25 protein-coding genes are annotated in these 24,976 nt (G+C 55.9%); 12 read left to right on the forward strand and 13 right to left on the reverse strand.

Features of this window, described 5'->3' with window-relative positions; all coding sequences use genetic code 11:
- Positions 1 to 90 precede the first annotated feature (90 nt).
- The 5 genes from AC07U6_RS07315 to cysG form a co-directional block, all read right to left on the reverse strand.
- The gene (locus tag AC07U6_RS07315) at positions 91 to 411 is read right to left on the reverse strand and encodes a DUF3561 family protein (RefSeq protein WP_205066085.1); all 321 of its coding nucleotides are present in this window, start codon (positions 409 to 411) and stop codon (positions 91 to 93) included.
- Between the two features lie 83 nt (positions 412 to 494).
- A complete protein-coding gene (cysC, locus tag AC07U6_RS07320) occupies positions 495 to 1,100 on the reverse strand; it encodes an adenylyl-sulfate kinase (protein ID WP_494763638.1) in 606 nt (201 codons plus the stop codon).
- A gap of 1 nt (position 1,101) precedes the next feature.
- Positions 1,102 to 2,529 carry a sulfate adenylyltransferase subunit CysN gene (gene cysN, locus AC07U6_RS07325; protein ID WP_494763639.1) on the reverse strand — a complete coding sequence of 476 codons (1,428 nt, stop codon included), beginning with the start codon at positions 2,527 to 2,529 and terminating at the stop codon, positions 1,102 to 1,104.
- Between the two features lie 9 nt (positions 2,530 to 2,538).
- Positions 2,539 to 3,447 carry a sulfate adenylyltransferase subunit CysD gene (gene cysD / locus AC07U6_RS07330; RefSeq protein ID WP_105593945.1) on the reverse strand — a complete coding sequence of 303 codons (909 nt, stop codon included), beginning with the start codon at positions 3,445 to 3,447 and terminating at the stop codon, positions 2,539 to 2,541.
- 9 nt (positions 3,448 to 3,456) lie between these two features.
- Positions 3,457 to 4,872: a siroheme synthase CysG gene (gene cysG, locus AC07U6_RS07335; RefSeq protein WP_494763640.1), complete on the reverse strand. Its 1,416-nt coding sequence runs from the start codon at positions 4,870 to 4,872 to the stop codon at positions 3,457 to 3,459.
- A gap of 256 nt (positions 4,873 to 5,128) precedes the next feature.
- Here cysG and AC07U6_RS07340 point away from each other — a divergent pair, with 256 nt between their 5' ends.
- The 6 genes from AC07U6_RS07340 to AC07U6_RS07365 all read left to right on the forward strand — a co-directional run bounded on the left by AC07U6_RS07340 (position 5,129) and on the right by AC07U6_RS07365 (position 11,410).
- On the forward strand, positions 5,129 to 6,118 hold the full coding sequence (locus AC07U6_RS07340; RefSeq protein ID WP_494763641.1) for an aminopeptidase: 990 nt from the start codon (positions 5,129 to 5,131) through the stop codon (positions 6,116 to 6,118).
- Positions 6,119 to 6,134: 16 nt separating this feature from the next.
- Positions 6,135 to 6,419 (forward strand): YciI family protein, encoded by a 285-nt coding sequence (locus tag AC07U6_RS07345; protein ID WP_494763642.1) that lies wholly within the window; start codon positions 6,135 to 6,137, stop codon positions 6,417 to 6,419.
- A gap of 142 nt (positions 6,420 to 6,561) precedes the next feature.
- Positions 6,562 to 8,661 carry a TonB-dependent receptor gene (locus tag AC07U6_RS07350; protein ID WP_494763643.1) on the forward strand — a complete coding sequence of 700 codons (2,100 nt, stop codon included), beginning with the start codon at positions 6,562 to 6,564 and terminating at the stop codon, positions 8,659 to 8,661.
- The gene (locus tag AC07U6_RS07355) at positions 8,661 to 9,656 is read left to right on the forward strand and encodes an ABC transporter substrate-binding protein (protein ID WP_494763644.1); all 996 of its coding nucleotides are present in this window, start codon (positions 8,661 to 8,663) and stop codon (positions 9,654 to 9,656) included. Before AC07U6_RS07350 ends, AC07U6_RS07355 begins: the two co-directional genes overlap by 1 nt.
- The gene (locus AC07U6_RS07360; protein WP_494763645.1) at positions 9,637 to 10,386 is read left to right on the forward strand and encodes a class I SAM-dependent methyltransferase; all 750 of its coding nucleotides are present in this window, start codon (positions 9,637 to 9,639) and stop codon (positions 10,384 to 10,386) included. Before AC07U6_RS07355 ends, AC07U6_RS07360 begins: the two co-directional genes overlap by 20 nt.
- Position 10,387: 1 nt before the next feature.
- Positions 10,388 to 11,410 carry a FecCD family ABC transporter permease gene (locus tag AC07U6_RS07365; RefSeq protein ID WP_494763646.1) on the forward strand — a complete coding sequence of 341 codons (1,023 nt, stop codon included), beginning with the start codon at positions 10,388 to 10,390 and terminating at the stop codon, positions 11,408 to 11,410.
- Between the two features lie 119 nt (positions 11,411 to 11,529).
- Here the strand turns inward: AC07U6_RS07365 and AC07U6_RS07370 are convergent, their stop codons facing one another.
- From AC07U6_RS07370 to cysJ, 3 genes are read right to left on the reverse strand one after another with little or no spacing between them, the layout of a single operon-like run.
- Positions 11,530 to 12,261: a phosphoadenylyl-sulfate reductase gene (locus tag AC07U6_RS07370; RefSeq protein ID WP_494763647.1), complete on the reverse strand. Its 732-nt coding sequence runs from the start codon at positions 12,259 to 12,261 to the stop codon at positions 11,530 to 11,532.
- Between the two features lie 15 nt (positions 12,262 to 12,276).
- Positions 12,277 to 13,992, reverse strand: a complete 1,716-nt coding sequence (gene cysI, locus AC07U6_RS07375) for an assimilatory sulfite reductase (NADPH) hemoprotein subunit (protein WP_494763648.1) — start codon at positions 13,990 to 13,992, stop codon at positions 12,277 to 12,279.
- Positions 13,992 to 15,794, reverse strand: coding sequence for an NADPH-dependent assimilatory sulfite reductase flavoprotein subunit (gene cysJ, locus AC07U6_RS07380; protein WP_494763649.1), 1,803 nt, complete (start codon positions 15,792 to 15,794; stop codon positions 13,992 to 13,994). Before cysJ ends, cysI begins: the two co-directional genes overlap by 1 nt.
- A 288-nt stretch (positions 15,795 to 16,082) precedes the next feature.
- Here cysJ and queD point away from each other — a divergent pair, with 288 nt between their 5' ends.
- The 5 genes from queD (at position 16,083) to AC07U6_RS07405 (ending at position 19,876) form a co-directional block, all read left to right on the forward strand.
- Positions 16,083 to 16,442 carry a 6-carboxytetrahydropterin synthase QueD gene (gene queD / locus AC07U6_RS07385; protein WP_048917133.1) on the forward strand — a complete coding sequence of 120 codons (360 nt, stop codon included), beginning with the start codon at positions 16,083 to 16,085 and terminating at the stop codon, positions 16,440 to 16,442.
- Positions 16,443 to 16,857: 415 nt separating this feature from the next.
- Positions 16,858 to 17,556 carry an amino acid ABC transporter permease gene (locus tag AC07U6_RS07390; RefSeq protein ID WP_494763650.1) on the forward strand — a complete coding sequence of 233 codons (699 nt, stop codon included), beginning with the start codon at positions 16,858 to 16,860 and terminating at the stop codon, positions 17,554 to 17,556.
- Positions 17,534 to 18,301 (forward strand): amino acid ABC transporter ATP-binding protein, encoded by a 768-nt coding sequence (locus AC07U6_RS07395; RefSeq protein ID WP_494763651.1) that lies wholly within the window; start codon positions 17,534 to 17,536, stop codon positions 18,299 to 18,301. Before AC07U6_RS07390 ends, AC07U6_RS07395 begins: the two co-directional genes overlap by 23 nt.
- Positions 18,302 to 18,342: 41 nt before the next feature.
- Positions 18,343 to 19,116 (forward strand): amino acid ABC transporter substrate-binding protein, encoded by a 774-nt coding sequence (locus AC07U6_RS07400; RefSeq protein ID WP_494763652.1) that lies wholly within the window; start codon positions 18,343 to 18,345, stop codon positions 19,114 to 19,116.
- Positions 19,117 to 19,270: 154 nt separating this feature from the next.
- Entirely contained in the window at positions 19,271 to 19,876 is a 606-nt protein-coding gene (locus AC07U6_RS07405) for an inorganic diphosphatase (protein ID WP_494763653.1), read from the forward strand.
- 41 nt (positions 19,877 to 19,917) lie between these two features.
- Here AC07U6_RS07405 and queE read toward each other — a convergent pair whose 3' ends face one another.
- Together queE and AC07U6_RS07415 are read right to left on the reverse strand one after the other, a co-directional pair.
- The gene (gene queE, locus AC07U6_RS07410) at positions 19,918 to 20,589 is read right to left on the reverse strand and encodes a 7-carboxy-7-deazaguanine synthase QueE (protein WP_494763654.1); all 672 of its coding nucleotides are present in this window, start codon (positions 20,587 to 20,589) and stop codon (positions 19,918 to 19,920) included.
- A gap of 106 nt (positions 20,590 to 20,695) precedes the next feature.
- Positions 20,696 to 21,610 (reverse strand): LysR family transcriptional regulator, encoded by a 915-nt coding sequence (locus AC07U6_RS07415; protein ID WP_494764540.1) that lies wholly within the window; start codon positions 21,608 to 21,610, stop codon positions 20,696 to 20,698.
- 99 nt (positions 21,611 to 21,709) lie between these two features.
- On the opposite strand from AC07U6_RS07415, the gene AC07U6_RS07420 reads away from it, so the two are divergent.
- Positions 21,710 to 22,582, forward strand: a complete 873-nt coding sequence (locus AC07U6_RS07420; protein WP_494763655.1) for an MBL fold metallo-hydrolase — start codon at positions 21,710 to 21,712, stop codon at positions 22,580 to 22,582.
- Between the two features lie 238 nt (positions 22,583 to 22,820).
- Here AC07U6_RS07420 and AC07U6_RS07425 read toward each other — a convergent pair whose 3' ends face one another.
- From AC07U6_RS07425 to eno, 3 genes are all read right to left on the reverse strand, one after another.
- The gene (locus AC07U6_RS07425; protein WP_494764541.1) at positions 22,821 to 22,991 is read right to left on the reverse strand and encodes a DUF943 family protein; all 171 of its coding nucleotides are present in this window, start codon (positions 22,989 to 22,991) and stop codon (positions 22,821 to 22,823) included.
- Positions 22,992 to 23,060: 69 nt separating this feature from the next.
- Entirely contained in the window at positions 23,061 to 23,279 is a 219-nt protein-coding gene (locus AC07U6_RS07430; RefSeq protein WP_494763656.1) for a hypothetical protein, read from the reverse strand.
- Between the two features lie 341 nt (positions 23,280 to 23,620).
- Complete coding sequence (gene eno, locus AC07U6_RS07435; RefSeq protein ID WP_105593931.1) at positions 23,621 to 24,916, reverse strand: phosphopyruvate hydratase; 1,296 nt, start codon at positions 24,914 to 24,916, stop codon at positions 23,621 to 23,623.
- Positions 24,917 to 24,976: the final 60 nt, after the last annotated feature.

Here is a 24,976-nt window from a genome sequence, read left to right on the forward strand (position 1 = left end):
GCAAAAAACACCAAAAGAGAGGTAATTTCTGGCTCGGGTTAACGAAAAGTTTTGTAACGCTGCGATGCGTTTCCACATCAGACGTAAGGGTCACCAACCGGTTAACTGACTAAACAGCAACCAGAACAGGCAAATAACCAGTATCACCGTTGCAAGCGTAGTCCAGATCAGATGCCCTCGCAGCAGCACGCTGATCGCAATACCTACCAGTACGGAAACCGGCAGCAGTGCAAGGAAGAACGGCCAGGTGTAAAGGAAGAAAAACAGGGTGTTTGAACCATACAGTACAAACGTTGTAGCGAGAGCTACCCACCATGAAGCGAAGCCAACCACCCCGCCGGGAAATGGCCAGGAAGCCTCATCTTGATCGCTTTTGTCTTTTCTTGCCAGCAGTGGGGTGACGTTTTGCATAGATATCCCATTAACGCTTGAGCGGAACATCGAAACGATGCCCCACCTGAGTAACGCCAGCGAGGGCGTTAACAGTCGCTGTATCAGGGTTTGATAATATCGCGCTGGCGCAGCAGGTCTAATATCTGAGCGGTTAAATATGTTACCAATTGTTCGCCGTCCAGGTGGATATCCGCACGTTCCGGCGCCTCGTAAACCGAGTCGATCCCCGTGAAATTACGTAGCTCACCGGCCCTGGCTTTTTTGTACAATCCTTTCGGATCGCGCGCTTCGCAAATGGCCAACGGCGTATCGACAAACACCTCAATAAAACGCCCTTCTCCCAGCATCTCGCGCACCATATCGCGCTCGGCGCGGTGGGGCGAAATAAAGGCAGTGAGTACCAGCAGGCCCGCGTCCACCATCAGCTTCGCCACTTCTCCCACCCGGCGAATATTCTCCCGGCGGTCGTCGTCGCTGAAGCCAAGATCGCGGCACAGGCCGTGGCGCACATTATCCCCATCCAGCAGATAGGTGCTGACGCCCAGGCGATGCAGTACCTGTTCCAGCGCACCGGCTACGGTGGATTTACCGGAGCCGGAAAGCCCGGTAAACCACAGTACCGCGCCCTGATGACCGTGCTGCTCTTCACGCCCCTCCCGGCTCACCGGATGATCGTGCCAGACGACATTCTCATCATGCAGGGCCATATCAGTTACCGCCCAGCAGATCGCGCGCATTCCAGTGCGGGAAGTGACGGCGCACCAGCGCGTTCAGCTCCAGCTCAAAGGCGCTGTAGTTACCTGCGACTTGCTGCGTTTCCGCCAGCGCTTCAAGGATCATACCGGCCCCAACGGTGACGTTGCTCAGGCGATCGATAAAGATCATCCCACCGGTTACCGGGTTTTGCTGATAAGGGTCAAGCACCATTGGCTCATCGAAGGTCAGATCCACCAGGCCAATCCCGTTCAGCGGCAGCTCCTGCGCCTCGTGACGAGTCAGGGTATTGATCTCAACCTGATACTGAATTTTCTCTACGCGCGCGCGGGTCTTCTTACCGGCGATTTTCACGTCAAAGCTCTGTCCCGGCACCAGCGGCTGCTCGGCCATCCACACCACGTTGACCGACGCGCCCTGTACCGGCTTGAGATCGGCATCAACGGCCACCAGCAGATCGCCACGGCTTATGTCGATTTCATCTTTCAGCACCAGGGTAATTGTTTCACCCGCGCCGGCCTGCTGCAGGTCGCCATCAAAGGTGACGATACGGGCAATCGCAGACTCCACGCCAGACGGCAGGACTTTCACCCGCTGGCCCACCTGCACCACGCCAGACGCCAGCGTACCGGCGTAGCCGCGGAAGTCGAGGTTCGGGCGGTTAACATACTGCACCGGGAAACGCATCGGCTGCTGCTCCACTACGCGCTGCACCTCAACGGTTTCCAGCACGTCAAGCAGCGTCGGGCCGCTGTACCAGTTCATCGCCGCGCTCGGTGCCGCCACGTTCTCACCTTCCAGCGCGGAAAGCGGCACAAAACGGATATCCAGATCGCCCGGCAGCTGTTCGGCAAAGTCCAGGTAGTTCTGTTTGATCTCTTCAAAGGTCTGCTGGCTGTAATCCACCAGATCCATTTTATTGATCGCCACCACCAGATGTTTAATGCCCAGCAGGGTGGAGATAAAGCTGTGACGGCGGGTTTGATCGAGCACACCTTTACGGGCATCGATCAGCAAAATCGCCAGATCGCAGGTTGACGCACCGGTCGCCATATTACGGGTATACTGCTCGTGCCCCGGGGTATCGGCGATAATGAATTTACGCTTCTCGGTAGAGAAATAGCGGTAGGCGACATCGATGGTAATGCCCTGCTCGCGCTCGGCCTGCAGGCCATCCACCAGCAGCGCAAGGTCCAGCTTCTCACCCTGGGTACCGTGACGCTTGCTGTCGTTGTGCAGCGTGGAGAGCTGGTCTTCATAAATCTGTCGGGTATCGTGCAGCAGGCGGCCAATCAGCGTACTTTTGCCGTCGTCAACGCTGCCGCAGGTCAGAAAACGCAGCAGGCTTTTATGCTGCTGAGCGTGCAGCCAGGCTTCCACCCCGCCCTGATCGGCGATCTGTTGTGCAATAATGGTATTCATGGCGGCTCCTTAGAAATAACCCTGGCGTTTCTTCAGCTCCATCGAGCCAGACTGATCGCGGTCAATCACCCGCCCCTGACGCTCGCTGGTGGTGGACACCAGCATCTCCTCAATAATCTCCGGCAGGGTCTGCGCTTCGGACTCTACCGCGCCGGTCAGCGGCCAGCAGCCGAGAGTGCGGAAGCGCACCATGCGTTGCTCGATCTTCTCGCCGGGCTGCAGGTTAATTCGCTCGTCATCAATCATCATCAGCATACCATCACGCTCCAGAACCGGGCGCTCAGCAGCCAGATATAGCGGAACAATTTCGATATTTTCCAGAAAGATATACTGCCAGATATCCAGCTCGGTCCAGTTAGAGAGCGGGAACACGCGAATGCTTTCGCCTTTGTTAATCTGGCCGTTGTAGTTGTGCCACAGCTCCGGGCGCTGGTTTTTCGGGTCCCAGCGGTGGAAGCGGTCGCGGAAGGAGTAGATACGCTCTTTCGCGCGGGATTTCTCCTCGTCACGACGTGCGCCGCCAAAGGCCGCATCAAAACCGTATTTGTTCAACGCCTGCTTCAGCCCTTCGGTTTTCATAATATCGGTATGCTTGGCGCTGCCGTGGACAAACGGGCTGATGCCCATTGCCACGCCTTCCGGGTTACGGTGGACCAGCAGCTCGGCGCCGATGTTTTTTACCGTACGGTCGCGGAATTCGTACATTTCGCGGAATTTCCAACCGGTATCAACATGCAGCAGAGGGAACGGCAGCGTTCCCGGGTAGAAGGCCTTACGCGCCAGGTGCAGCATCACCGATGAGTCTTTACCGATGGAGTACATCATCACCGGATTGGCGAACTCTGCCGCCACTTCGCGGATAATATGGATACTCTCCGCCTCCAGTTGACGCAGATGAGTCAGACGTTTTTGATCCATAACTTTTCCTCAAGCCAAATTCACAACGGCGGACTCGCGTCCGTCCTGCTGCGCAGAATGTTGATACCACGCCAGCTGCTGATGCAGATTGACCACTTCGCCAATCACCAACAGCGCCGGGGTTGGGGCGTTGCGTGCCAGTTCGTGCAGCTGATCCAGCGTGCCGGTCAGCACCTTTTGATCCTGCCGGGTGCCGCGGCCAATCACCGCCGCCGGAGTTTTGGGGTCGCGCCCGTGGACGATAAGCTGGCTGGCGATGTCGCCTGCGTTTGCCGATCCCATATAAATTGCCAGCGTCTGCCGCGCACGCGCCAGCGACGGCCAGTCGGTACCGCTGCTATCTGCGCGGCACTGTCCGGTGACAAACAGTACGCTTTGGGCATGATCGCGATGAGTCAGCGGTATCCCGGCATAGGCGGTTGCGCCTGCGGCTGCGGTCACGCCCGGCACCACCTGGAAGGGAATCCCCGCTTCCACTGCCGCCTGAAGTTCTTCGCCTCCACGACCGAAGATAAACGGATCGCCACCTTTCAGGCGCACCACGCGTTTACCCTGTTTGGCCAGCTCCACAAGCAGACGATTGGTTTCTTCCTGCGGCACGCTGTGGGCGTTGGCACGCTTGCCGACGCAGATGCGGTCGGCATCCCGGCGAACTAAATCCAGAATTTCATCGCTGACCAGATAGTCATACAGCACTACATCGGCAAGCTGCATCACCTGCAGCCCGCGCAGCGTCAGCAGACCGCTGTCGCCCGGCCCCGCACCCACAAGGATAATCTCTCCCTGCGCGGCTTCCGGTTCATCCAGCTGCTTATCCAGCGTGCGGCGAGCGCCGTCAACGTTGCCCGAACCCACCTGGCTGGCAAACAGCCCGTTAAAGGCTTTCTCCCAAAAGCGGCGGCGATCGGACATTTTACTGAAGCGGGCTTTGACCTTTCCGCGCCACTGACCGGCAATTTCTGCCATCTGGCCCAGCGTGGCAGGCAGCAGGGTTTCAATTTTTTCACGCAGCAGGCGCGCCAGTACCGGCGCAGTTCCGCCGGACGAAATAGCCACCACCAGCGGCGAGCGATCGACGATGGAAGGGAAAATAAAGGAACATTTCGGCTGGTCATCCACCACGTTCGCCAGCAGGAAACGATCGGTGGCGTCCTGAAACACCTGGCCGTTGAGGTCGCTATCGTCGGTGGCGGCGACCACAAAAAATACGTGGTCAAGCTGGCTGGCATCGTAGGCCTTCGCCAGCCATTCGATTTCGCCCCGTGTTTCCAGTTCGGCCAGTTCGTCGCAGAGTTCGCGTGATACCACCAGTACCCGCGCACCGGCGCGCCGCAGCAGTTCGATTTTGCGCGCGGCCACATCGCCGCCGCCCACTACCAGCACCGGTTTGTGTCTGATATCAGCAAATAGAGGAAGGTAATCCACGTAAACCCTGTCGCTTATCACATAAAGTTAACAGGACTATACGTCCCCGCATTAAGGCTTATGAAATTACTAATTGGAATGAGTAGTTACCTAATGGAATAACGCACTGGTAAAGCTACGAACAAAATGTGCTTAACAAATGATATTTCAAAAATTTCAGAGCGAATGAAATTGTGCAACCTGCGTCACAATTTCATACTAGCGGGGCAAAATTTTTCGCTCGATTTTACTCGGGATTATGACTAAGGAATTTCGAATGTTCACCTTACTGCGTCTGGGGGCGCTGGCAGCGTTAATCGGCTGCGGGATAAGTTTGCCGGCAGGCGCAACAACGGGAGAAGTGGGCAGCATTGCCGAACAGCAGCTGCGCCATATTGCCACCTATTTTCCCGGGCGTATGGCGGGCAACCCGGCTGAGATGCTTACAGCCGACTACCTGCAACAACAGTTCAACCAGCTGGGCTACAAAAGCGATACGCGCCGGTTTAATACCCGCTATCCCTGGCACCATCAGGACGGCAAGGACACGTGGCGCAATATCAATGCAACCTCGGTGATTGCCGCCCGCGAAGGCGAAGTCCCACAGCAGATCCTGATAATTGCCCACAGCGACAGCACATCGCCGCAGAGCGATGCCGACGTGCAGAAAAACCTCGGCGGGCTGAGCGCGCAGGCGGCGGACAATAACGCCTCCGGCCTGGGCGTAATGCTGGAACTGGCGGAGCGTTTGAGCAAGGAGCACCTGCACTACAGCCTGCGCTTTGTCGCGCTCAGTGGAGAAGAAATCGGTCAGCGCGGTAGCGAGGATTACCTGGCGCGAATGAAGCCGGAAGAGAAACAAAATACCCTGTTGGTGATTAACCTCAACAGCCTGATCGTCGGCAATCATCTGACTTTCAGCAGCGGGAATAACACGCCGCAGGCAGTGATGCGCCAGACGCGTGACCGGGCGCTAACGCTGGCCAGGCGCAGCGGAATTTATGCCGTCGGTAAAAAAGAAAAAAATGCTAACGGCAGCCCCTTCGACCGCGCCGGTTTTCCGCTGATGACGGTCAGTACCAGCGACGGCCCGTCAGCCAAAATACCCGCGGTGCTGAAACGGCATTTTCCAATGGAGCTTCGTAACCAGGCGCAACGTGATAATCTTGCCTATATCGACCGCTGGCTTCCGGGCCGCATCACCAGCCGAACCCACAGTACCGTGGCCGTGCTGCTGCCGCTGATCCGCGAGCTGGCCAATCCCTGACCCTGCTGGAGCCGTAATGTATATTGTCTTTCTCAGCTATACCCGCCCAATGGAAGACGTTGAAGCCATACTGGAACCTCACGTGGCGTGGATTAATCGGTACTTTGCCGAAGGCGTGTTTATCAGCGCAGGGCGCAAAGATCCACGCACCGGCGGGATGATCATGGTGAAGAATATCGATCGGGCGCGGCTGGATGCCATTCTGGCGGAAGATCCATTCCAGGCTGTAGCCAGCTATGAAGTGACGAAAGTGAATATCACCCGCTCCGCCGACGCATTCTTCGCGCTGAATGGTATCTGAGCGCCCAGTGGGTTAGCTGTCGCTGGCCGTTAACCCACTCCCCTCTATTGCCTCGCTCCTTCGTTTTTAATCTTTGATATATTAACTTACAATTGTTATGATATAACATATCAATTAAATCATAAATCGATCGTTATCAACCATGAAAGCTATTATCCATTTTTTACCAGCGGCCATTGCGGCCGGCCTGGCATCGACTGCGTTCGCCGCAGCCTCCGGGGATACACTTGTCGTCACCAGCAATAAAAACAGCGGCTATCCTGCCGCCTCCGATTCCCCCCTTCTCTCCGCCGGGAGCGGTTCCAGGCTGGGATTAAGCGATAAAGAGACGCCGCGCCATACCGAAACCTTCAGCCAGAAAACGATTACCGCCAAAGGCAAACGTACGCTGACGGAAATTGTCGAAACCGCGCCGGGTATCTCCGGTACGACCTCGCCAACCCTGTCAAATAGCGTCTCCCTGCGCGGCTTTACCCCCGTTTCGTGGCTGTATGACGGTGTAGCAGTACCGGGCAGCACCATCCAGGGCAGCGATCCTACACACTATGAGAGTATTGATGTGCTGTACGGAACCGGCTCGGTGATTAACGGCCTCAGTTCTGCAGGAGGCAGTATCAATTTGATCCCCCGCCGCGCCTCCTTCAGCCCGCAGCCCGTTGAGTTGGATTATGCCTGGTCCAGCTTTGCCAGCCACCGCGCCCATCTGGGTGCCGGCGGCACGCTGATGGATAACCTCGCCGCCGGGCGCGTGGACGTCAGCGCGTCCAGCACCGGTAGCCAGGTTGAAGGTGAGCGCCAGCGACCGCAGCGCGTAACAACATCGCTGCTCCTGACGCCCACCGATAACACCATGCTGACGTTTAATTTCGACCGTATGCTGAGCGATACGCATAACCCCTACTTCGGTACACCGGTTATCGATGGCAAGGTAGATAAAAGCCAGCGCTTCACTAACTACAACAACCTGCAGGATGCGTGGATCCGCGGTCAGGCCACCTCATTTCAGGCCACTCAGTCCTGGTTTGCGACGCCCGAGATCTCCTTCGAGAACAAATTCTATTACTACAAGGGTTTCCGCGAATGGCATAACGCGGAGCGCTATTATCCTGATGCCTCTCACCCCGGCTATATCACCCGCGACTCCTTCGGTGATGTTGCTCACGACGATCGGCTGACCGGCAACCGCACCACGGTCAGTTGGGATAGCCCCCTCGGCTCGCTAGATAACCGCATCATCGCGGGTGTGGATATCAGCAAGCGCGAGTTCCAGTACTACTCTAATGGCTTTGGCGGTGAGGATAGCGTTCCGCTGATTGACCCGCCGAAAACCGCCTTCAGCAGCAGTAATGCGCCGGGGCGCTCCGCCGTTCGTCATATCACGCAGAACAACTACGCGTTCTTCATCGAGGATCGGCTGGCAGTAAGCGAAAGCGTTGCGCTGCTGGCGCAGGCACGCTACAACAAATTGAATTCAACGTGGAACTACCAACAGCTTAATCAGACCATCGACCACAGCTACAGCTTTATTAACGTCGGCGTGGGGCCAACGTGGGCCGTCACCGATAATCTTACGCTGTATGCCAACTACTCAACCGGCAGCGAACCCGGCAACGATATGTTTTTTATCAGCCCGTCGCAGACCTCGCTGCCGCTGACCAAAGTGCAGCAGTATGAAACCGGGGTAAAAGGCAGCTGGTGGGATAATCGCGGCGAGGTGAAACTGGCGGTCTATCATTTGCAGAAAAAGAACCTTTTCCAGCAGGATCCGCTGCAGTCGGAGGTCTGGAATGCCGTCGGCAAGCAAACCTCGAAAGGGATTGAGCTAAGCGGCGTGCTGCAGCCACAGGAAAGCGTCACGCTGGCCGGTAATATCGCCTGGACGCACGCCCGCTTTGACGCTTACCGCTCGGGCAGCCAGGACTACTCGGGTAATACCCCGCGCTACGTACCGGAGTGGACGGCGAACCTGTCCGGCCGCTACGAGCCGGTACAGCATCTCGGCCTCGGCACGCAGCTGCACTATGTTGGCAGCAGCTATAACGACGATACTAACCAGACCAAAATGGCGGACTATATCACCGTCGATCTCAGCGCGGACTATGAGCTGCTGCCGGGGATTACCGTGGGTAGCCGCGTGCGCAACCTGACCGATCGCATCTACAGCTGGCAGCGTACCTATGCTACCCAACAGCTGATTGCCCCCGGCCGCAGTTGGGAAGCCTTCGTTAATATGCGCTTCTGATGTTCAAAGCCCTGCTATTTTCTCTCGGATTTCTGGCGGCCAGCGCCGCCGGTAATACCCAACCGCTGACGCTGACCAACTGTGGTCAGCCGTGGCGCTTTGACCGCTCGCCTCAAAGGGCGCTCGTCTATATGCACTCGTCGCTGGAAAATATGCTCGCCCTCGGGCTGGCTTCCGGCATTGTTGGCGTGGTGGGCTACCGTCCGCAGCAGGACAGTGCGCCTTCCCCCTGGACGCTGGCCGCCAGACTGGACGCAAAGTTTGACAACGCCCCCTGGTCGGGAGAAGCGCTGCTGGCCGCACAGCCGGATTTTATCTACTCCGGCAGCTTCTACTGGTTTAACAGCCCGGAAACCCCAGGCCGCGAGCGTCTGAAGCGCTGGGGGATAGCCACCTGGCTAAGCGAAAGCGTCTGCCACGGCCTGCAGAGCCAAACGCAAACGCCGCTGACCTTTGCCGATATCTTCACCGAAGTGGGCAATATCGCCCGCATCTACCGGGTTTATCCCCGCGCTGAAAGTTTGATCCACCAGTTGCAGCAGGAACTCGATCGGCAGACCACAATAGCCCGACAGATCCCCACCAGGCGTATCGCCTGGTGGTATTCCGGGCTGGCCACGCCCTATATGGCCGGCGGCTACGGCGCTCCCGGGCTGCTAACCCGTACTATCGGTAGCGTAAATATCTTCGCCGACAGCCACGAGCTGTGGCCCGCGATGTCGTGGGAGGTTATCGCCGAACGGGACCCCGATATTCTGGTGCTGGGCGATTTGCGCCGCGGTGGGCCGGGCGACAGCGCTGCTGAGAAAATCGCCTTTCTGGAAACTCACCCCCTTACCGCCGGTATAAAGGCGGTACGGCTGCGGCAGTACATTATTTTACCGGGTTACGATATGGATCCCTCAGCACGCACTGTTCTGGCTCTCAAAAGAGTTGTCTCACAGATGAAATCTTTAACTCTCAGGAAAAACAAACATGACGTTTCCGGCTCATGAATTACTGAACAACTGGGATATCCAGCAAAGCGCCTATATCGCCCACCGCGAAGCACGTTTTGACGCCGTGCTGGAGGTGCTTGCCATGATGTACGGCGACGGCTTCCACGTTATGGATATCGGCTGCGGGCCGGGATCCTTCAGCATGCGACTGCTCAACCGCTTTGACCGTATCCGCGTCACGGCGGTCGATCTCGATCCTCTGCTGCTGGCCCTGGCAAAAGAGGCGCTGAGCGAACATCAGCAGCGCATTGAGTTTGTACGGGCGGATATTGCCTCAACGGACTGCTTTGCCTTCCTTAAGGACAAACCTCAGGCCGTGGTGTCCAGCACCGCTATCCACTGGCTGATGCCGGAACAGCAGGTTGTGCTGTTCCGCCAGATTGCCGAGCAGCTGGACAGCGGCGGTATCTTTATGAATGCCGACCATCAGCGGTTTGATGCCGCCCACCCCCGCCAGAGAGCGCTGGCTGAACAGCACGATCGGCATACCCAGCAGTGTGCGTGGAAACAGGGTGCACAGGACTGGGATACCTGGTTTAACGATACGCTGAAGTACGCCCCGCTGCAGGAACTGGAGGCTGAGCGCAGCAGGGTATTTGCCGGTCGCCCGGTTCCGCTACCGACCACGCTCAACTGGCAGCTGGCTATGCTGCAGCAGGCGGGCTTCAGCGAGCAGGGGCCGGTATGGCAGTTCCTGGATGATTATGTGATTGCCGGCTGGAAGTAAGATGATTGCATCCTCGCCGAAGTCGCCCGCCCTGCGCCTTGCTTCCCTCACCGCCTGCCTGCTGCTGGCGATAGGCTTCGCGATTATGCAGGGGCCGGTCACCTTCAGTGCCGAAGAGGTAGTGAAATCGATCCTGGCCGGATACTGGCACGCTGGCGAAGACGGTACGCTACATCAACGGATTGTCTGGTCTCTGCGGCTACCGAGAGCCCTGCTGGCCGCTCTCGCCGGAGCAGCGCTGGCTCTTGCCGGTACGGTTTTACAGTCGCTGACGCGCAACGCGCTGGCCGATCCATGGGTTCTTGGGATTTCCTCTGGAGCAGGAGCCGGGGCCGTACTGGTGATAGTCGCCGGGTGGAGCATTGGCTGGGCGGCGGTTCCGGCAGGTGCCTTCTGCGGTGCCATGTTCGCTTTTGCGCTGGTGCTGGTGCTGGCGCGGCGCGCTCTTTCCGGGCCATCGAGCTATTTCGTGTTAACCGGAGTGGCGGTCACGCAGCTGCTTTCGGCGCTGACCTCGCTGCTCACCCTGTGGAAAACCGATGCGGACACCACCCGGGGAGTGATGTTCTGGCTGCTAGGATCCTTCGCTCAGGCCGACTGGCTGCAGGTGGCGCTGTGCGGCACAGTACTGGTTCCGGTTTTTATGCTTTGCTACTGGCGTGCGGTGGACCTGGACGTCCTGACCCTCGGCCCGGATACGGCACAGTCGCTGGGCGTGAATGTGGCAGCCGTTAAGCTGCTGATGTACGGCCTGCTCGCCCTGCTGACGGCGGTGATTGTTTCCTGCTGCGGGGCTATCGGATTTATCGGACTAACGGTTCCGCATATTGCACGCATGCTGATCGGTTATCGTCACCGCAGCCTGCTGACGGTTGCCATACTGTGCGGGGCAATTTTTACGGTGTTGGCGGATACGCTGGCGCGCACGCTGTTTGCTCCACGAGAGCTGCCGGTAGGTATTCTCACCGCGCTGCTGGGGGTACCGGTATTTATGCTGCTGCTCTCGGGCAGGCGGCGCGCATAAAAAAACTGCACCTTGCCAAGCCGAGCGGCCTGTAAGATGCAGTCTCTGTATACGGCATCGTTTCTGAATAGCAGCCGGATAGCAGTAATCCTGCTAAGCGGTGAGGGCCGGCCAACGCGTTACTCGTGCAGGCCGCACTCGCGCTTCAAACCAAAGAAGCGCGTCTCTTCCTCAGCCATACCCGATTCCCATTTACGGGTGGTATGGGTATCACCAACGGAGAGGTAGCCCTGCTCCCAAAGCGGATGGTAGTCCAGGCCGTTCTGCTGCAGGTACTGATAAACCTGGCGGTTATCCCAGTCGATAATCGGCAGCAGTTTGAATACACCTTTCTTGATCGCCAGCACCGGCAGATGCGCCCGGCTGCCGGACTGATCGCGGCGCAGGCCGGCAAACCAGGTTTGTGCATTCAGGCTTTCCAGCGCACGGTTCATCGGCTCAACCTTATTAATCTGGTTGTAGCGTTCAATTCCCTCCACGCCCTGCTCCCACAGCTTGCCGTAGCGTGCTTCCTGCCAGGCTGCGCTGTGTTCAGCGCGGAAGACTTTAAGATTGAGATCCAGCTGCCCGGTCAGTTTATCAATAAACTGATAGGTTTCCGGGAACAGGTAGCCGGTATCGGTCAGGATCACCGGGATATCCGCCTTCTGCCGGGTGACCAGATGCAGGCTCACCGCCGCCTGAATGCCGAAGCTGGAGGTCAGCACCGCTTCACCCGGTAAATTCTCCAGCCCCCAGCTCACCCGATCTTCGGCTGAAAGCTTATCCAGCCGGTTATTGATCTCGGCGAGCGCCATCACGTGCTCAACCTTCGGTAGTGCATTCAGTTCGGAGAGATCGAGTACCGCCACCTTACACCTCCATCATTATTCCCAGAAATCACGAGCCGGATCGAGCACCGGTCTGACGATGCCGGTACGGATCGTAAAGTCACCGAAGCCTTCGTCCGCTTCGCGCTCTTTCGACCAGCGGCCGATCAGCTCATCAAGCGTAGCCAGGATTTCCGTTTCATTAATGTTCTCGCGATACATGCGCGGAATACGCGTTCCCACGCGGTTACCGCCCAGATGCAGGTTATAGCGCCCCGGCGCCTTGCCTACCAGGCCGATCTCCGCCAGCAGCGCACGGCCGCAGCCGTTCGGGCAGCCGGTAACGCGCAGCACGATATGCTCATCGCCCACGCCGTGGGAGGTCATGATCCCCTCCACGCGGGTGACAAACTCCGGCAGGAAACGCTCGGCCTCCGCCATCGCCAGTGGGCAGGTCGGGAACGCCACGCAGGCCATTGAGTTTTCGCGCTGGTGGCTGACGTTCTCCATCAGGCCATGCTGCTTCGCAATCTGCTCGATTTTCTCTTTTTCCGATTCCGGCACACCGGCCACAATCAGATTCTGGTTAGCGGTTAAGCGGAAATCGCCTTGGTGAATCTTAGCTATCTCCACCAGGCCAGTCTTCAGCGGGCGGCCCGGATAATCCAGCAGGCGGCCGTTTTCCACAAACAGCGTCAGGTGCCATTTGTTATCGATACCTTTTACCCAGCCGAAGCGATCGCCACGGGTGGTAAATTCATACGGGCGGATTGGCTCGAAAGTGACGCCTGCACGGCGCTCAACCTCGGCTTTGAAGACGTCCGGCCCCACGCGCTCCAGCGTATATTTAGTTTTGGCATTTTTACGATCGGTACGGTTGCCCCAGTCACGCTGGGTTGTTACGACCGCTGCCGCGACATCGAGGATTTTATCCACCGGGAAATAACCAAACTCGCTGGCGGTACGCGCATAGGTGGCTTTGTTACCGTGATCGATGGACAGGCCGCCCCCCACCAGCAGGTTAAAGCCGATCAGCTTGCCGTTTTCAGCAATCGCAATGAAGTTCAGATCGTTGGCGTGCAGATCCACGTCATTGTGCGGCGGCACGACCACGGTCGTTTTAAACTTACGTGGCAGGTAGGTTTCACCCAGGATCGGCTCAACATCGGTGGTGGCCACCTTCTCCTGATCCAGCCAGATCTCCGCATAGGCACGAGTCTGCGGCAGCAGGTGCTCGGACAGCTTCTTCGCCCATTCATACGCTTCCTGATGCAGTTCAGACTCAATCGGGTTAGAGCTACACAGCACGTTACGGTTAACGTCATTGGCGGTGGCCAGTGCGTCCAGCCCCACTTCATGCAGCATCTGGTGAGCGGGCTTCACGTTGCTCTTCAGAATGCCGTGGAACTGGAAAGTCTGGCGGTTAGTCAGACGAATGCTGCCATAAATGGTGTTATTCGTGGCGAATTTATCAATGGCCAGCCACTGCTGCGGCGTCATGATGCCGCCCGGCAGACGGCAGCGCAGCATCATCGCATGGCGCGCGTCCAGCTTCTGCTCAACGCGTTCGGCGCGAATATCGCGGTCATCCTGCTGATACATCCCGTGGAAACGGATCATCAGGAAGTTGTCGCCGTTAAAGCCGCCGGTCAGGCCATCGTGCAGGTCAGCAGCAATACTCCCACGCAGGAAGTTGCTCTGTTTTTTCATCCGCTCGGCGTCAACCAGTTTACCTTCGACGACCAGCGGACCCGGGTATCTTTCATTGCTCATTAGTACACATCTCGCTGATAGCGGCGCTCAATGCGCAGATCGCTTAAGAATTCATCTGCCGTTTCGATGTCCATGCCACCGTATTCGGCCACCACTTCCAGTAATGCTTGCTCAACGTCTTTAGCCATGCGATTGGCATCGCCGCAGACATAAATGTGTGCGCCTTCCTGAATCCAGTTCCACACTTCCGCCCCTTTCGCGCGGATTTTATCTTGTACGTATATTTTATGTTTCTGGTCACGGGACCAGGCTAAATCAATATTGGTCAGCAGGCCGTCTTTGACGTAGCGCTGCCACTCCACCTGATACAGGAAGTCTTCGGTAAAGTGCGGGTTACCAAAGAACAGCCAGTTTTTTCCGCCAGCGCCTTCGCTGTCACGCTGCTGCATAAAGGCGCGGAAAGGCGCAATACCGGTGCCCGGGCCAATCATAATCACCGGCGTTTCCGGGTTGGCAGGCAGGCGGAAATTGTCGTTGTGCTCGATAAACACGCGGATTTCATCGTCTTCCGCCAGGCGGTCGCCCAGATAGCTGGAGGCGCCGCCGGCGCGGGCACGGCCTTCAATTTCATAGCGCACCACGCCAACGGTGATATGCACTTCCGTTTCGTTCTCAGCCTGAGAAGAAGCAATTGAATAGAGGCGCGGCGTCAGCGGACGCAGCAGCCCGGTCAGCTGTTCAGCGTTTAATTCAGTCGGCGCGAAGCGGGCCATATCGACGATCGGCGTGTTCTGCGCATACTGCTGCAGGCTGGCTTTGTCGGTAATCTGCGCCAGCAGCGCTTCATTATGAGAAAGTCTGGCATACTGTTCGACGATCTGTGGGGTATTCACCGTCAGTTCATAATGTTTTTGCAGCGCTTCCGACAGCGGCAGGGTTTCTCCGTGAACGCTCACCGGCTCATCGCCCTTCAGCCACAGCAACTCCAGCAGCTCTTTCACCAGCGCGGGATCGTTCTCAAACCACACGCCCAGCGCATCGCCGGGCTGATAGCGCAGCCCTGAGTCACCCAAATCGATTTCGATGTGACGCACATCTTTATCAGAATCGCGCCCGGTGACTTTCTGATTTACCGCGAAGCTGGCAGTCAGCGGCGCTTCTTTGGTGTAAGGGCTGCTGTGGATCTCGTTGACGCTGCCTGCTGCCGTTGCGACCGCAGCGGCAGGGGTTTCTTTCGGAACGCGCGCCTGTAAAACTTCCACCAGCTGTTTACGCCAGGCTTCGGCCGCTGCGGCGTACTCAACGTCGGCATCCACGCGATCCAGCAGGCGTGTTGCACCCAGCTCGGCCAGCCGATTGTCGAAATCTTTCCCCGCCTGGCTGAAGAATTCATAAGAGGTATCGCCAAGGCCAAACACCGCAAATGCGCTGCCGTCCATTTTAGGCGCTTTCTTCGACATCAGGAATTTATGCAGCGCCACGCCCTCTTCCGGCGGTTCACCCTCACCCTGCGTGGAGGTCACCACCACCAGCAGTTTCTCCTGGGCAATCTGCTTAAACTTAAAGTCACCGGCATTGACCAGGTTGACATTAAGCTTCGCGGCAAGCAGGTCATCACGCAGCTGCTCTGACAGACGGCGGGCGTTGCCGGTCTGCGAAGCAGAAAGGATAGTGATAGTTGGCACCTCAACCTGAGCCGGTGCTGCTGCGACCACCGCCCCCGGAGCCTGATTAACCATGCCCCAGAAGTAACCGGACAGCCACGCAAGCTGGGTAGGGGTATAATCCCCGGTTGCTGCCTGTAAGCGGGCAAGCTGATCGGGATTCAATGGAAGCATATTTAAAGGTGCCTGAGTCGTCATTGCGTCGATAATTCCAGTGTCGGAGATCTGATTACTGACAGGGTAAGGGCAAGCAGACTAACCCTTAAATAAGGGTTGGCAATAATTAATAACCAAAATGACTAAATGGTTTTTCAGGTAAGGCTTATTGGCAAAACAGGTTGATAATATTTATATTTATCAGAAAGTTAAAACCACAGGCATTTGGTTTACACTTTGACCGAGCGTTGTTACCTGGAAACGGGTGCGAAAAAAGCTGTTTTCCGGTATCCTGCGGCGGTTTTCACCATCAAGACTGAGACTGTAACCATGGCGACCACGCTGTTTAAAGATTTTCAATTCGAAGCCGCACACCATCTGCCAAATGTACCTGCCGGGCATAAATGCGGCCGGCTGCACGGGCACTCTTTTATGGTGCGCCTGGAGATCACCGGCGAGGTGGATGCACATACTGGCTGGGTAATGGACTTTTCCGAGATCAAAGCGGCTTTTAAACCGGTTTACGATCGACTGGACCATTACAACCTGAACGATATTCCTGGCCTCGAAAATCCGACCAGTGAAGTGCTGGCGGCCTGGATCTGGCAGCAGATGAAGCCGGTACTGCCGCTGCTGAGCGCGGTAATGGTGAAAGAAACCTGCACCGCCGGCTGTGTTTATCGCGGTTAATCGGCTCCACTGCCGGTAACCGCTGGCTACGCGCAGAGCGATCTCATTCCGTTACCTGATAGTTGGTGTCTGGAACGAGGCCAGTCTGAGCACATCGGCACGGCAAAAGACGCTCACTACGGGCCTCGGCACGCGGCTTCCCTGCCGCATGACGTCCGGTTACCTCAGACTGGCCTCATCCCAATAAGTCTCGCTCTCACTGTCTTCCCTCTAATACGTCTGGTTAAACCGTAAATAAGCCTTAAAAATCAACCATACTTTCTTATGCGAAATCCTGCATAGCTTTATATAAATTTATATATTCTTATCGAATATATAATAGCAAATCACGATATATAGTCGTTTTTTTAGTTCGTGATAGTCTCTCGCCATAAGTTCAGATCAATAATAATAACTTATTAAGAGAAGGTGTCACGTGCCCGCATGGCTTAATTTAGCAATCGATTCATTCTGGCCGATGCTTTATGCCGGACTGACATTTACCATCCCATTAACCTTAATTTCATTTATTCTTGGATTATCCCTTGGCTTTATTGCTTCACTGGCCCGTTTATATGGACCAGAGCCGTTAAAAAAGATTGTTCGCTTATACGTTTGGCTTATTCGCGGTACGCCTCTACTGGTGCAGCTGTTCCTGATTTTTTATGCCCTGCCCAGCGCCGGTATTACGCTGGACGCGTTTCCCGCAGCGATAATTGGCTTTACGATGAATATTGGCGCCTATACGTCAGAGGTGATACGCGCCACGCTGCTTTCCGTGCCGAAAGGCCAGTGGGAGGCGGCGCACTCGATCGGCATGAACTGGGCACAGGCACTGCGCCGGGTGATTATTCCTCAGGCTGCACGCATTGCCGTCCCACCGCTGTCGAACACTTTTATTTCACTGGTCAAGGATACGTCTCTGGCTTCGGTGATTACCGTGCCTGAACTGTTCCTTGCCGCACAGCGAATTGCGGCAGTAACCTATCAGCCGTTAATATTATATACCGAAGCAGCGATCGTTTATTTAATTATCAGTTCAGTGCTCTCTTCTCTACAGACCCGTCTGGAGAAAAAACTGGAAAATACAGGCGCAGTGAAGGAGAAAGATAATGATAACGCTGTCCGGAATTGAAAAAAAATTCGACGACAACCCCGTATTAAAAAATATTAACCTGACGATAAAAGAAGGCAGCGTGACGGCGTTAATTGGTCCGTCGGGCAGTGGGAAAAGTACGCTACTGCGCTGCGTTAATCTGCTGGAGGTTCCTCAGGCCGGGGAGTTAACGCTCGGAAATGAAAAAGTCGTATTTAACGGCAGCGGACGCGCCAGCAGAAAAGATGTTTATCGCATCTGCCAGCAGACCGGCATGGTATTTCAAAGCTTTCAGCTGTTCCCCCATCTGCGTGTGATTGAAAACATTACCGAAGGGCTGATTACCGTGCATAAACAGCCGGCCAAACAGGCGCGTGAGCGAGCCGAAGAGCTGCTCGCCAAAGTGGGGCTGCTGCACAAGCGCGATGCCTGGCCGGCCAATCTTTCCGGTGGCCAGCAGCAGCGCGTGGCAATTGCCCGCGCGCTGGCCCCCTCACCGAAAGTGCTGCTGTGCGACGAGCCGACTTCCGCGCTGGACCCGGAACTCTCTCTTGAAGTGGTGGCGGTATTACGACAGCTGGCCAAAGAAGGGATGACCATGCTTATGGCCACTCATGACCTGCGGCTGGCGGCCAATATTGCCCAGCAGGTGGTATTCCTGGAAGCAGGTGAAATTGTTGAAACCGGCACCTCACAGGACATTTTTACCCGAGCGCAAAAAGCCCGGACCAAAGCCTTTATCTCCACCCTGACCGAAACCCTGCCCGATTCATGGGAAATTTGAACTTAAGACAGCATCACCCAACCCATTCAGGAGTTATGACTATGAAAACTATCGCAACGCTGCTGCTGGCAGGCATGGTACAAATCGGTTTTTCTGGCGCAGCGCTGGCGGAAACCGATCTGGCAAAAATCCAGTCGGCTGGCGTCTTTAAAATCGCTACCGAAGGCACCTATCCTCCATTTACCTTCCATGATGCTTCGGGCGCGTTAACCGGTTTTGACGTTGATATTGGCCGCGAAGTGGCGAAGCGCCTGAAGGTGAAAGCTGAATTCGTTGAGGGAAAATGGGACGGCCTGATCGCCGGCCTGGACGCCAAACGCTATGAGGCGGTGATCAATCAGGTATCGATCACCCCAGAGCGCCAGGCGAAATATGATTTCTCCACGCCGTACCTCTCTTCGAAAGCGGCGCTGATTGTGCGCGATGATAATACGACGATCAAAACGTTCGAGGATCTGAAAGGTAAAAAATCTGCGCACACCCTGACCAGTAACTATGCCCAGCTGGCACGCAGTTACGGCGCAGACATCGTCGCTACCGACGGCTTTAACCAGTCGGTTGATCTGGTGGCTCAGGGCCGTGCAGATGCCACCATCAACGACAACCTGTCGTTCCTCGACTTCAAAAAGCATAAGCCGGATGCGCCGGTGAAAATCGTCACCAGCCGTTCCGATGCCGAACAGGTCGGTATTCTGATTGAAAAAGGCAATCCGCAGCTGAAAGAGGCCATTGATAAGGCGCTGGCCGATATCAAGAGCGACGGTACCTGGCAGCGTATTTCAGTGAAATACTTCGGCACCGACGTCTCCAAATAAATCCGCAGCGGGCTTCATCATCAGCCCGTTTTGCATCCGCGATTGCTCCCCTTCCCCACGCCCGTTCGCGGGCGTGTTTTGAAATATTTTGTCATATTCCTGTCACGCCCGCTCTCTAGCCTGTCGCTCTCCACTAAAGATCGAGAGAATCTCAATGAAGCTTTTCAGCAAACTTTCCGTTATCGCTCTGGTTTTTTCCGCCTGCGCTCAGGCCAGCACCATTAACATCCTCGACTTCCCTCAGCCGGATAACAATCCCGAAGAGTTCTACGCGCTGACCGAAATCCCGGCGGGCGGCATCATCAAGTATGAAACCGATGCGAAAACCGGCTTTATCGTTGCCGACCGCTTCCAGTCCATGCCGGTGGCCTATCCGGCCAACTACGGCTCGCTGACCCAGTCACTGGGCGGTGACGGCGATCCGCTGGACGTGATCTTCTACACCCGTGCACCGATGGCACCGGGTACGCTGATCAAACTGCGCCCGATCGGCGTGCTGAAGATGATCGACGGCGGGGAGTCCGACGACAAGATCGTGGCGGTTCCGGCCAGCAAGATCGATCCGACCTATGACGACATTAAATCAATGAGCGACCTGCCCAGGATCGAGCAGGAACGTCTGGAAGCATTCTTCCGCGTCTACAAGCAGCTGCCGGACGGGCGTAAGAAAGTTGAGCTGAACGGTTTCGGTGATACCGCTGCGGCGAAGGCCGAAATTAAATCGGCATATGATGCCTGGAAAGCGAAATCAGGTAAGTAAGCGATAAGGGGGACGCTGTCAGACGCGCGTCCCCCACTGCATCAGGCAATATTCAGATATTTATGCGTCTGCATCGACAGCCGCCAGTTGCGGGCAATACAGGTCTCGATGCACAGCTGCGTCGCATCCGCTTTCTGGCTGATTGGCTGTAGAGCAATAATCCGCGCTTTGTCATCATCCAGCGTGGCCAGCAGTGCATCCAGCGCATCAACATCACGCTGACGTGCCACCGGATGCTTCACCTCATCCGCACGCACCAGCGCCTGATTCAGCACGTCATACCCACCGCGCATATTGACCTTCGGCGATACCGTCACCCATGTTTCCGGCGTACAGCGCACCGTATACGTGCCACTGGTTTCAATCTGGCAGCTGAATCCCTGCTGCTGCAGGCTTGCGGTTAGCGGAGTCAAATCGTGAATGCACGGCTCGCCGCCGGTGATCACAATATGGTTTGCCGTCCAGCCGTTGCCGCGGATCACGCCAATCAGCGCGTCGGCATTCGCTGCGCCCCAGGCATCGGTTTCCACCGTTTTCAGCAGAACATCGCCCAGCGTGGTTTCCCGATCGGCCAGCTTATCCCAGGTGTGTTTGGTATCACACCAGCTGCACCCTACCGGGCAGCCCTGTAAGCGGATAAAAATTGCCGGTACGCCGGTATAAATCCCCTCGCCCTGCAACGTCTGGAACATTTCATTTATCGGGTACTGCATCGACTTCTCGGCTGATGGTTAAATTACGGGCGCAGATTATGGCAGATTGTCGGCCCGGGACCAACCAAAGCCTGCGCAGCAATTCGTAAGAAAATTCTGCGGATGATTAAAGTAGCCCCTGCAAACGGCTTATAGCCTCCTCTCCGGCAAACCATTCCACCAGGAAATCGAGCAGCGCGCGCAGCTGACGGGACTGGTGCTGGCGCGAGGTATAGATGGCGTAAATCCCCAGGCTATCGAGCTGGAATTCCGGCAGCAGTGCGACCAGCCTGCCGCTCTCCAGCAGCGACCCCACGCTGTGCAGCGGCTGCATAGAAATTCCCGCCCCGGCCAGCGTGGCGCTCAGCAGTATAAGCGAGTCATTGGCGCTAATGCTGCCGCTGACCGCGACCGTGTCGTGCTCCTCCCCCCGACTGAAGTTCCACAGGCTTTTGCCAAAGTGCGAATAGGTCAGGCAGTTGTGGTGCGTCATCTGCTTAGGGTGCTGTGGTGTGCCTTCACGCGCCAGATAAGCCGGCGTGGCGCAAATCACCGACTCGCAGGTGTTTAGCGGACGAGCGATCAGGTTCGGCTCCAGCTGGCCGGTAATGCGCAGCGCCAGATCGATACGCTCCTCCACCAGATTCACCAGCTGGTTGCTGGAGTGAAGATCGATGCGAATGCGCGGGTAACGCTGCTGAAAGGCGGTTATCGCCGCGGCCAGCACGCTGTTGCCCAGCGACAGTGAGCAGGAAATCCGCAGCAGCCCGGAGAGAGCTTCCCCTCCAGGCTGGTTGCTCTGTTCTATCTCGCCTGCCAGCTGCAGCAGCTGCCGACATCGCACCAGCGCGTGCTCTCCGGCGGCGGTCAGGCTCAGCCGACGGGTGCTGCGGTGCAGCAGCCGCGCGCCGGACCACGTTTCCATTTCGCTCAGGTAGCGGGTCACCATCGCCCGCGACATGCCCAGCACCTCCGCCGCCGCCGTCAGGCTGCCGCGCTGCACGATGGTGGTAAATACATTTGCCGCCGTCAGTCTGTCCATCATATGTCCGATTTACGCAACAATTTGTTGCCTGATAGTCGGTTTATTTCACGGGATATGCAACCTACACTGTTTATTTTCCGCTTAAGGTCATCTCAAATGAAAACTCGTTTCGCCCTGCTACTGGCTTTTGCTGCCAGCCCGTCGCTGTATGCCGCCCAATCGCTCAACCTTGACGTTTACAACCCCGGAGAAAACAGCATTTTCGCCGTTTCATCGGAGATCATCACCGGCCCGACCGAAGCCGTATTGATCGATGCTCAGTTCCAGCGCAACGATGCTGAAGAGCTGGTGAAACGCATCAAGGCCAGCGGCAAGCGCCTGACCACCATCTTTATCAGCCAGTCCGATCCGGATTACTATTTCGGGCTGGATACGCTTCATCGCGCCTTCCCGGACGCGAAAATTGTGGCCACAGCGCCGACCGTTGAGCTGATCAAGCAGACCAAAGACGGCAAGCTGGCTTTCTGGGGGCCGAAGATGGGCGACAACGCGCCACAGTCGCTGATCGTCCCCGAGGTGATTCAGGGCGACAGCTTTAAGGTTGATGGCGAGGCGGTACAGATTAAAGGCCTCAAGGGGCCACAGCCGCACAACAGCTATCTGTGGGTTCCCGCGCTGAAAACCGTGCTGGGTGGCGTGGTGGTATCGGGTAACAATATTCACGTCTGGCTGGCGGATGCGCAGAGCAAAGAAGAACGCTCGGCCTGGCAGCAGAAGCTGGAAGATATCAAGGCGCTGAAGCCGACCCGCGTGATACCGGGGCACTTCCTGCCGGGTGCCAATGAGAGCGTCGCCTCGGTCAATTTCACCCTGCGCTATCTGCAAACGGCTGAGGCAGAACTGGCGAAAACCAAAGATTCGCAGGCCTTCATCAAAGCGATGAAGCAGCATTATCCACAGCTGAAGGATGAGTCTTCACTGGAACTGAGTGCCAAAGTGCTGAAGGGCGAAATGAAGTGGCCGCAGTAGTCGGCTAAATGCACAAATTATCGCCTGGCAATCGCACCAGCCAGACGTAAATAAGCCCCGCCACAGGACGCAATACCTTTCAGTTAAGGATCGGTTAACCGATCCTTAACTGCTTCAACAGTTACCATCGGAATAATGAGTGGGTAGATCTGAATTCCGGCAAGCGAACTACCAGTGGTAGCGGTGTTTTTTTACAGGACATGAGAATACGCGCGAAAAAGTATCTCAAGAAGATCTTTTATGAACAGGCATGATTATCGATAAAACAGCCCCGTATTTGGGCTCCAATCAATCCATAAGCGGGGATTTTTTCAACACATCGGGGTTCTACAGGCATTTCATCAAAGCAAAGCAGATCTGAATCTTGATCCGTACCACCGTCAATACGATATCCATCACCAAAGTCCATAATAACCACGCTATAACTGCCATCACTATCTTTACCTGGTATACCGTATTTTGCCTCTGGATCATGTCCTTATTGGCTTCCCACCAGGCTATCTGACGGCTCTTCAGATATGGAAAATGTCTGACGAGTATCGTCATCATGAACAGCTACAATCTCAACCGGCGTCAGATACTGCCAGAGTAGATAACCGCAGGCCGCAGCCGCAATCACACCCACAATCAGTCGTTTATTCACTCCGCCCGCCGCAGGTGGTTTTATCCGGGTGATACAAAAAAATCCCGCAGCCATAATCCATCATGAAGTATATGGTTATAAGATCAACGCATCATATAAGAACCCTGACAATCTCTCAATCAAAGGGCTTATTATCGCAACGGAAATGATAGAACTGGGTAATGTAGCTTCGCCGGGCAAAATATCGAAAAGACGGGGAGCATCCGCGGGGAAATCTGGAAGCACTGTTCATAATAAAACGCCCCCGACCATAAAGGCCGAGGGCGGTTGAGATATTAAAAACCCACTATCCGGAACAGATATGCCGCTCAGTTTAAATAAACGGCATTGCCGTCACAGGACGGGGCTTTTTCAATGCGTTCGCAGCCGCGTGGGCCGCTGCGAACCATCGGTCATTACTGACCTTTAACTTCTTTCAGGCCGTTGAATGGCGCACGGTTGCCCAGCGCTTCTTCGATACGCAGCAGCTGGTTGTACTTAGCAACACGGTCAGAACGGCTCATAGAACCGGTTTTGATCTGGCCCGCTGCAGTACCTACCGCCAGGTCAGCGATAGTTGCATCTTCGGTTTCACCTGAACGGTGAGAGATCACCGCGGTGTAGCCAGCGTCTTTCGCCATTTTGATCGCAGCCAGAGTTTCGGTCAGAGAACCGATCTGGTTGAATTTGATCAGGATGGAGTTAGCGATGCCTTTCTCGATGCCTTCTTTCAGGATCTTGGTGTTGGTTACGAACAGGTCGTCACCCACCAGCTGGATTTTGTCGCCCAGCACTTTGGTCTGGTATGCGAAACCAGCCCAGTCAGATTCGTCCAGACCGTCTTCGATAGATACGATTGGGTACTGTTTGGTCAGGTCTTCCAGGAAGTGAGTGAACTCTTCAGAAGTGAAGGCTTTATTGCCTTCGCCAGCCAGCACGTATTTACCGTCTTTGTAGAACTCAGAAGCCGCACAGTCCATCGCCAGGGTAACATCTTTGCCCAGCTCGTAGCCTGCTGCTTTTACCGCTTCAGCGATAACAGCCAGTGCTTCTGCGTTAGAACCCAGGTTTGGCGCATAGCCACCTTCATCACCCACAGCGGTGTTCAGGCCTTTTGCTTTCAGAACTTTCGCCAGGTTGTGGAAAACTTCAGAACCGATGCGGATCGCTTCTTTGATGGTTTTCGCGCCAACAGGCTGAATCATGAATTCCTGGATATCGACGTTGTTGTCGGCGTGCTCACCACCGTTGATGATGTTCATCATTGGCAGTGGCATAGAGAATTTGCCCGGGGTGCCGTTCAGTTCAGCAATGTGCTCGTACAGTGGCTGACCTTTAGAGGCAGCTGCAGCTTTAGCAGCAGCCAGAGAAACAGCCAGAATGGCGTTAGCGCCAAACTTGGATTTGTTCTCGGTACCGTCCAGATCGATCATAATCTTGTCGATGTTCGCCTGGTCTTTTGCGTCTTTACCGGTTACCGCTTCAGCGATAGGACCGTTAACGGCAGCAACGGCTTTAGTCACCCCTTTACCCAGGAAACGAGATTTGTCACCGTCACGCAGTTCCAGCGCTTCGCGAGAACCGGTAGATGCACCTGATGGTGCCGCTGCCAGACCAACGAAACCGCCTTCCAGATGCACTTCGGCTTCAACGGTCGGGTTTCCACGGGAGTCGATGATTTCGCGACCGATGACTTTAACGATTTTGGACATTAGTTTTTCCTCAGTACAAGTTAGCTTAAACTTAGACACACCACCTGAAACCCTGCGGGA

Source organism: Erwinia sp. GW821-FHT03D09 (genome assembly GCF_059420805.1).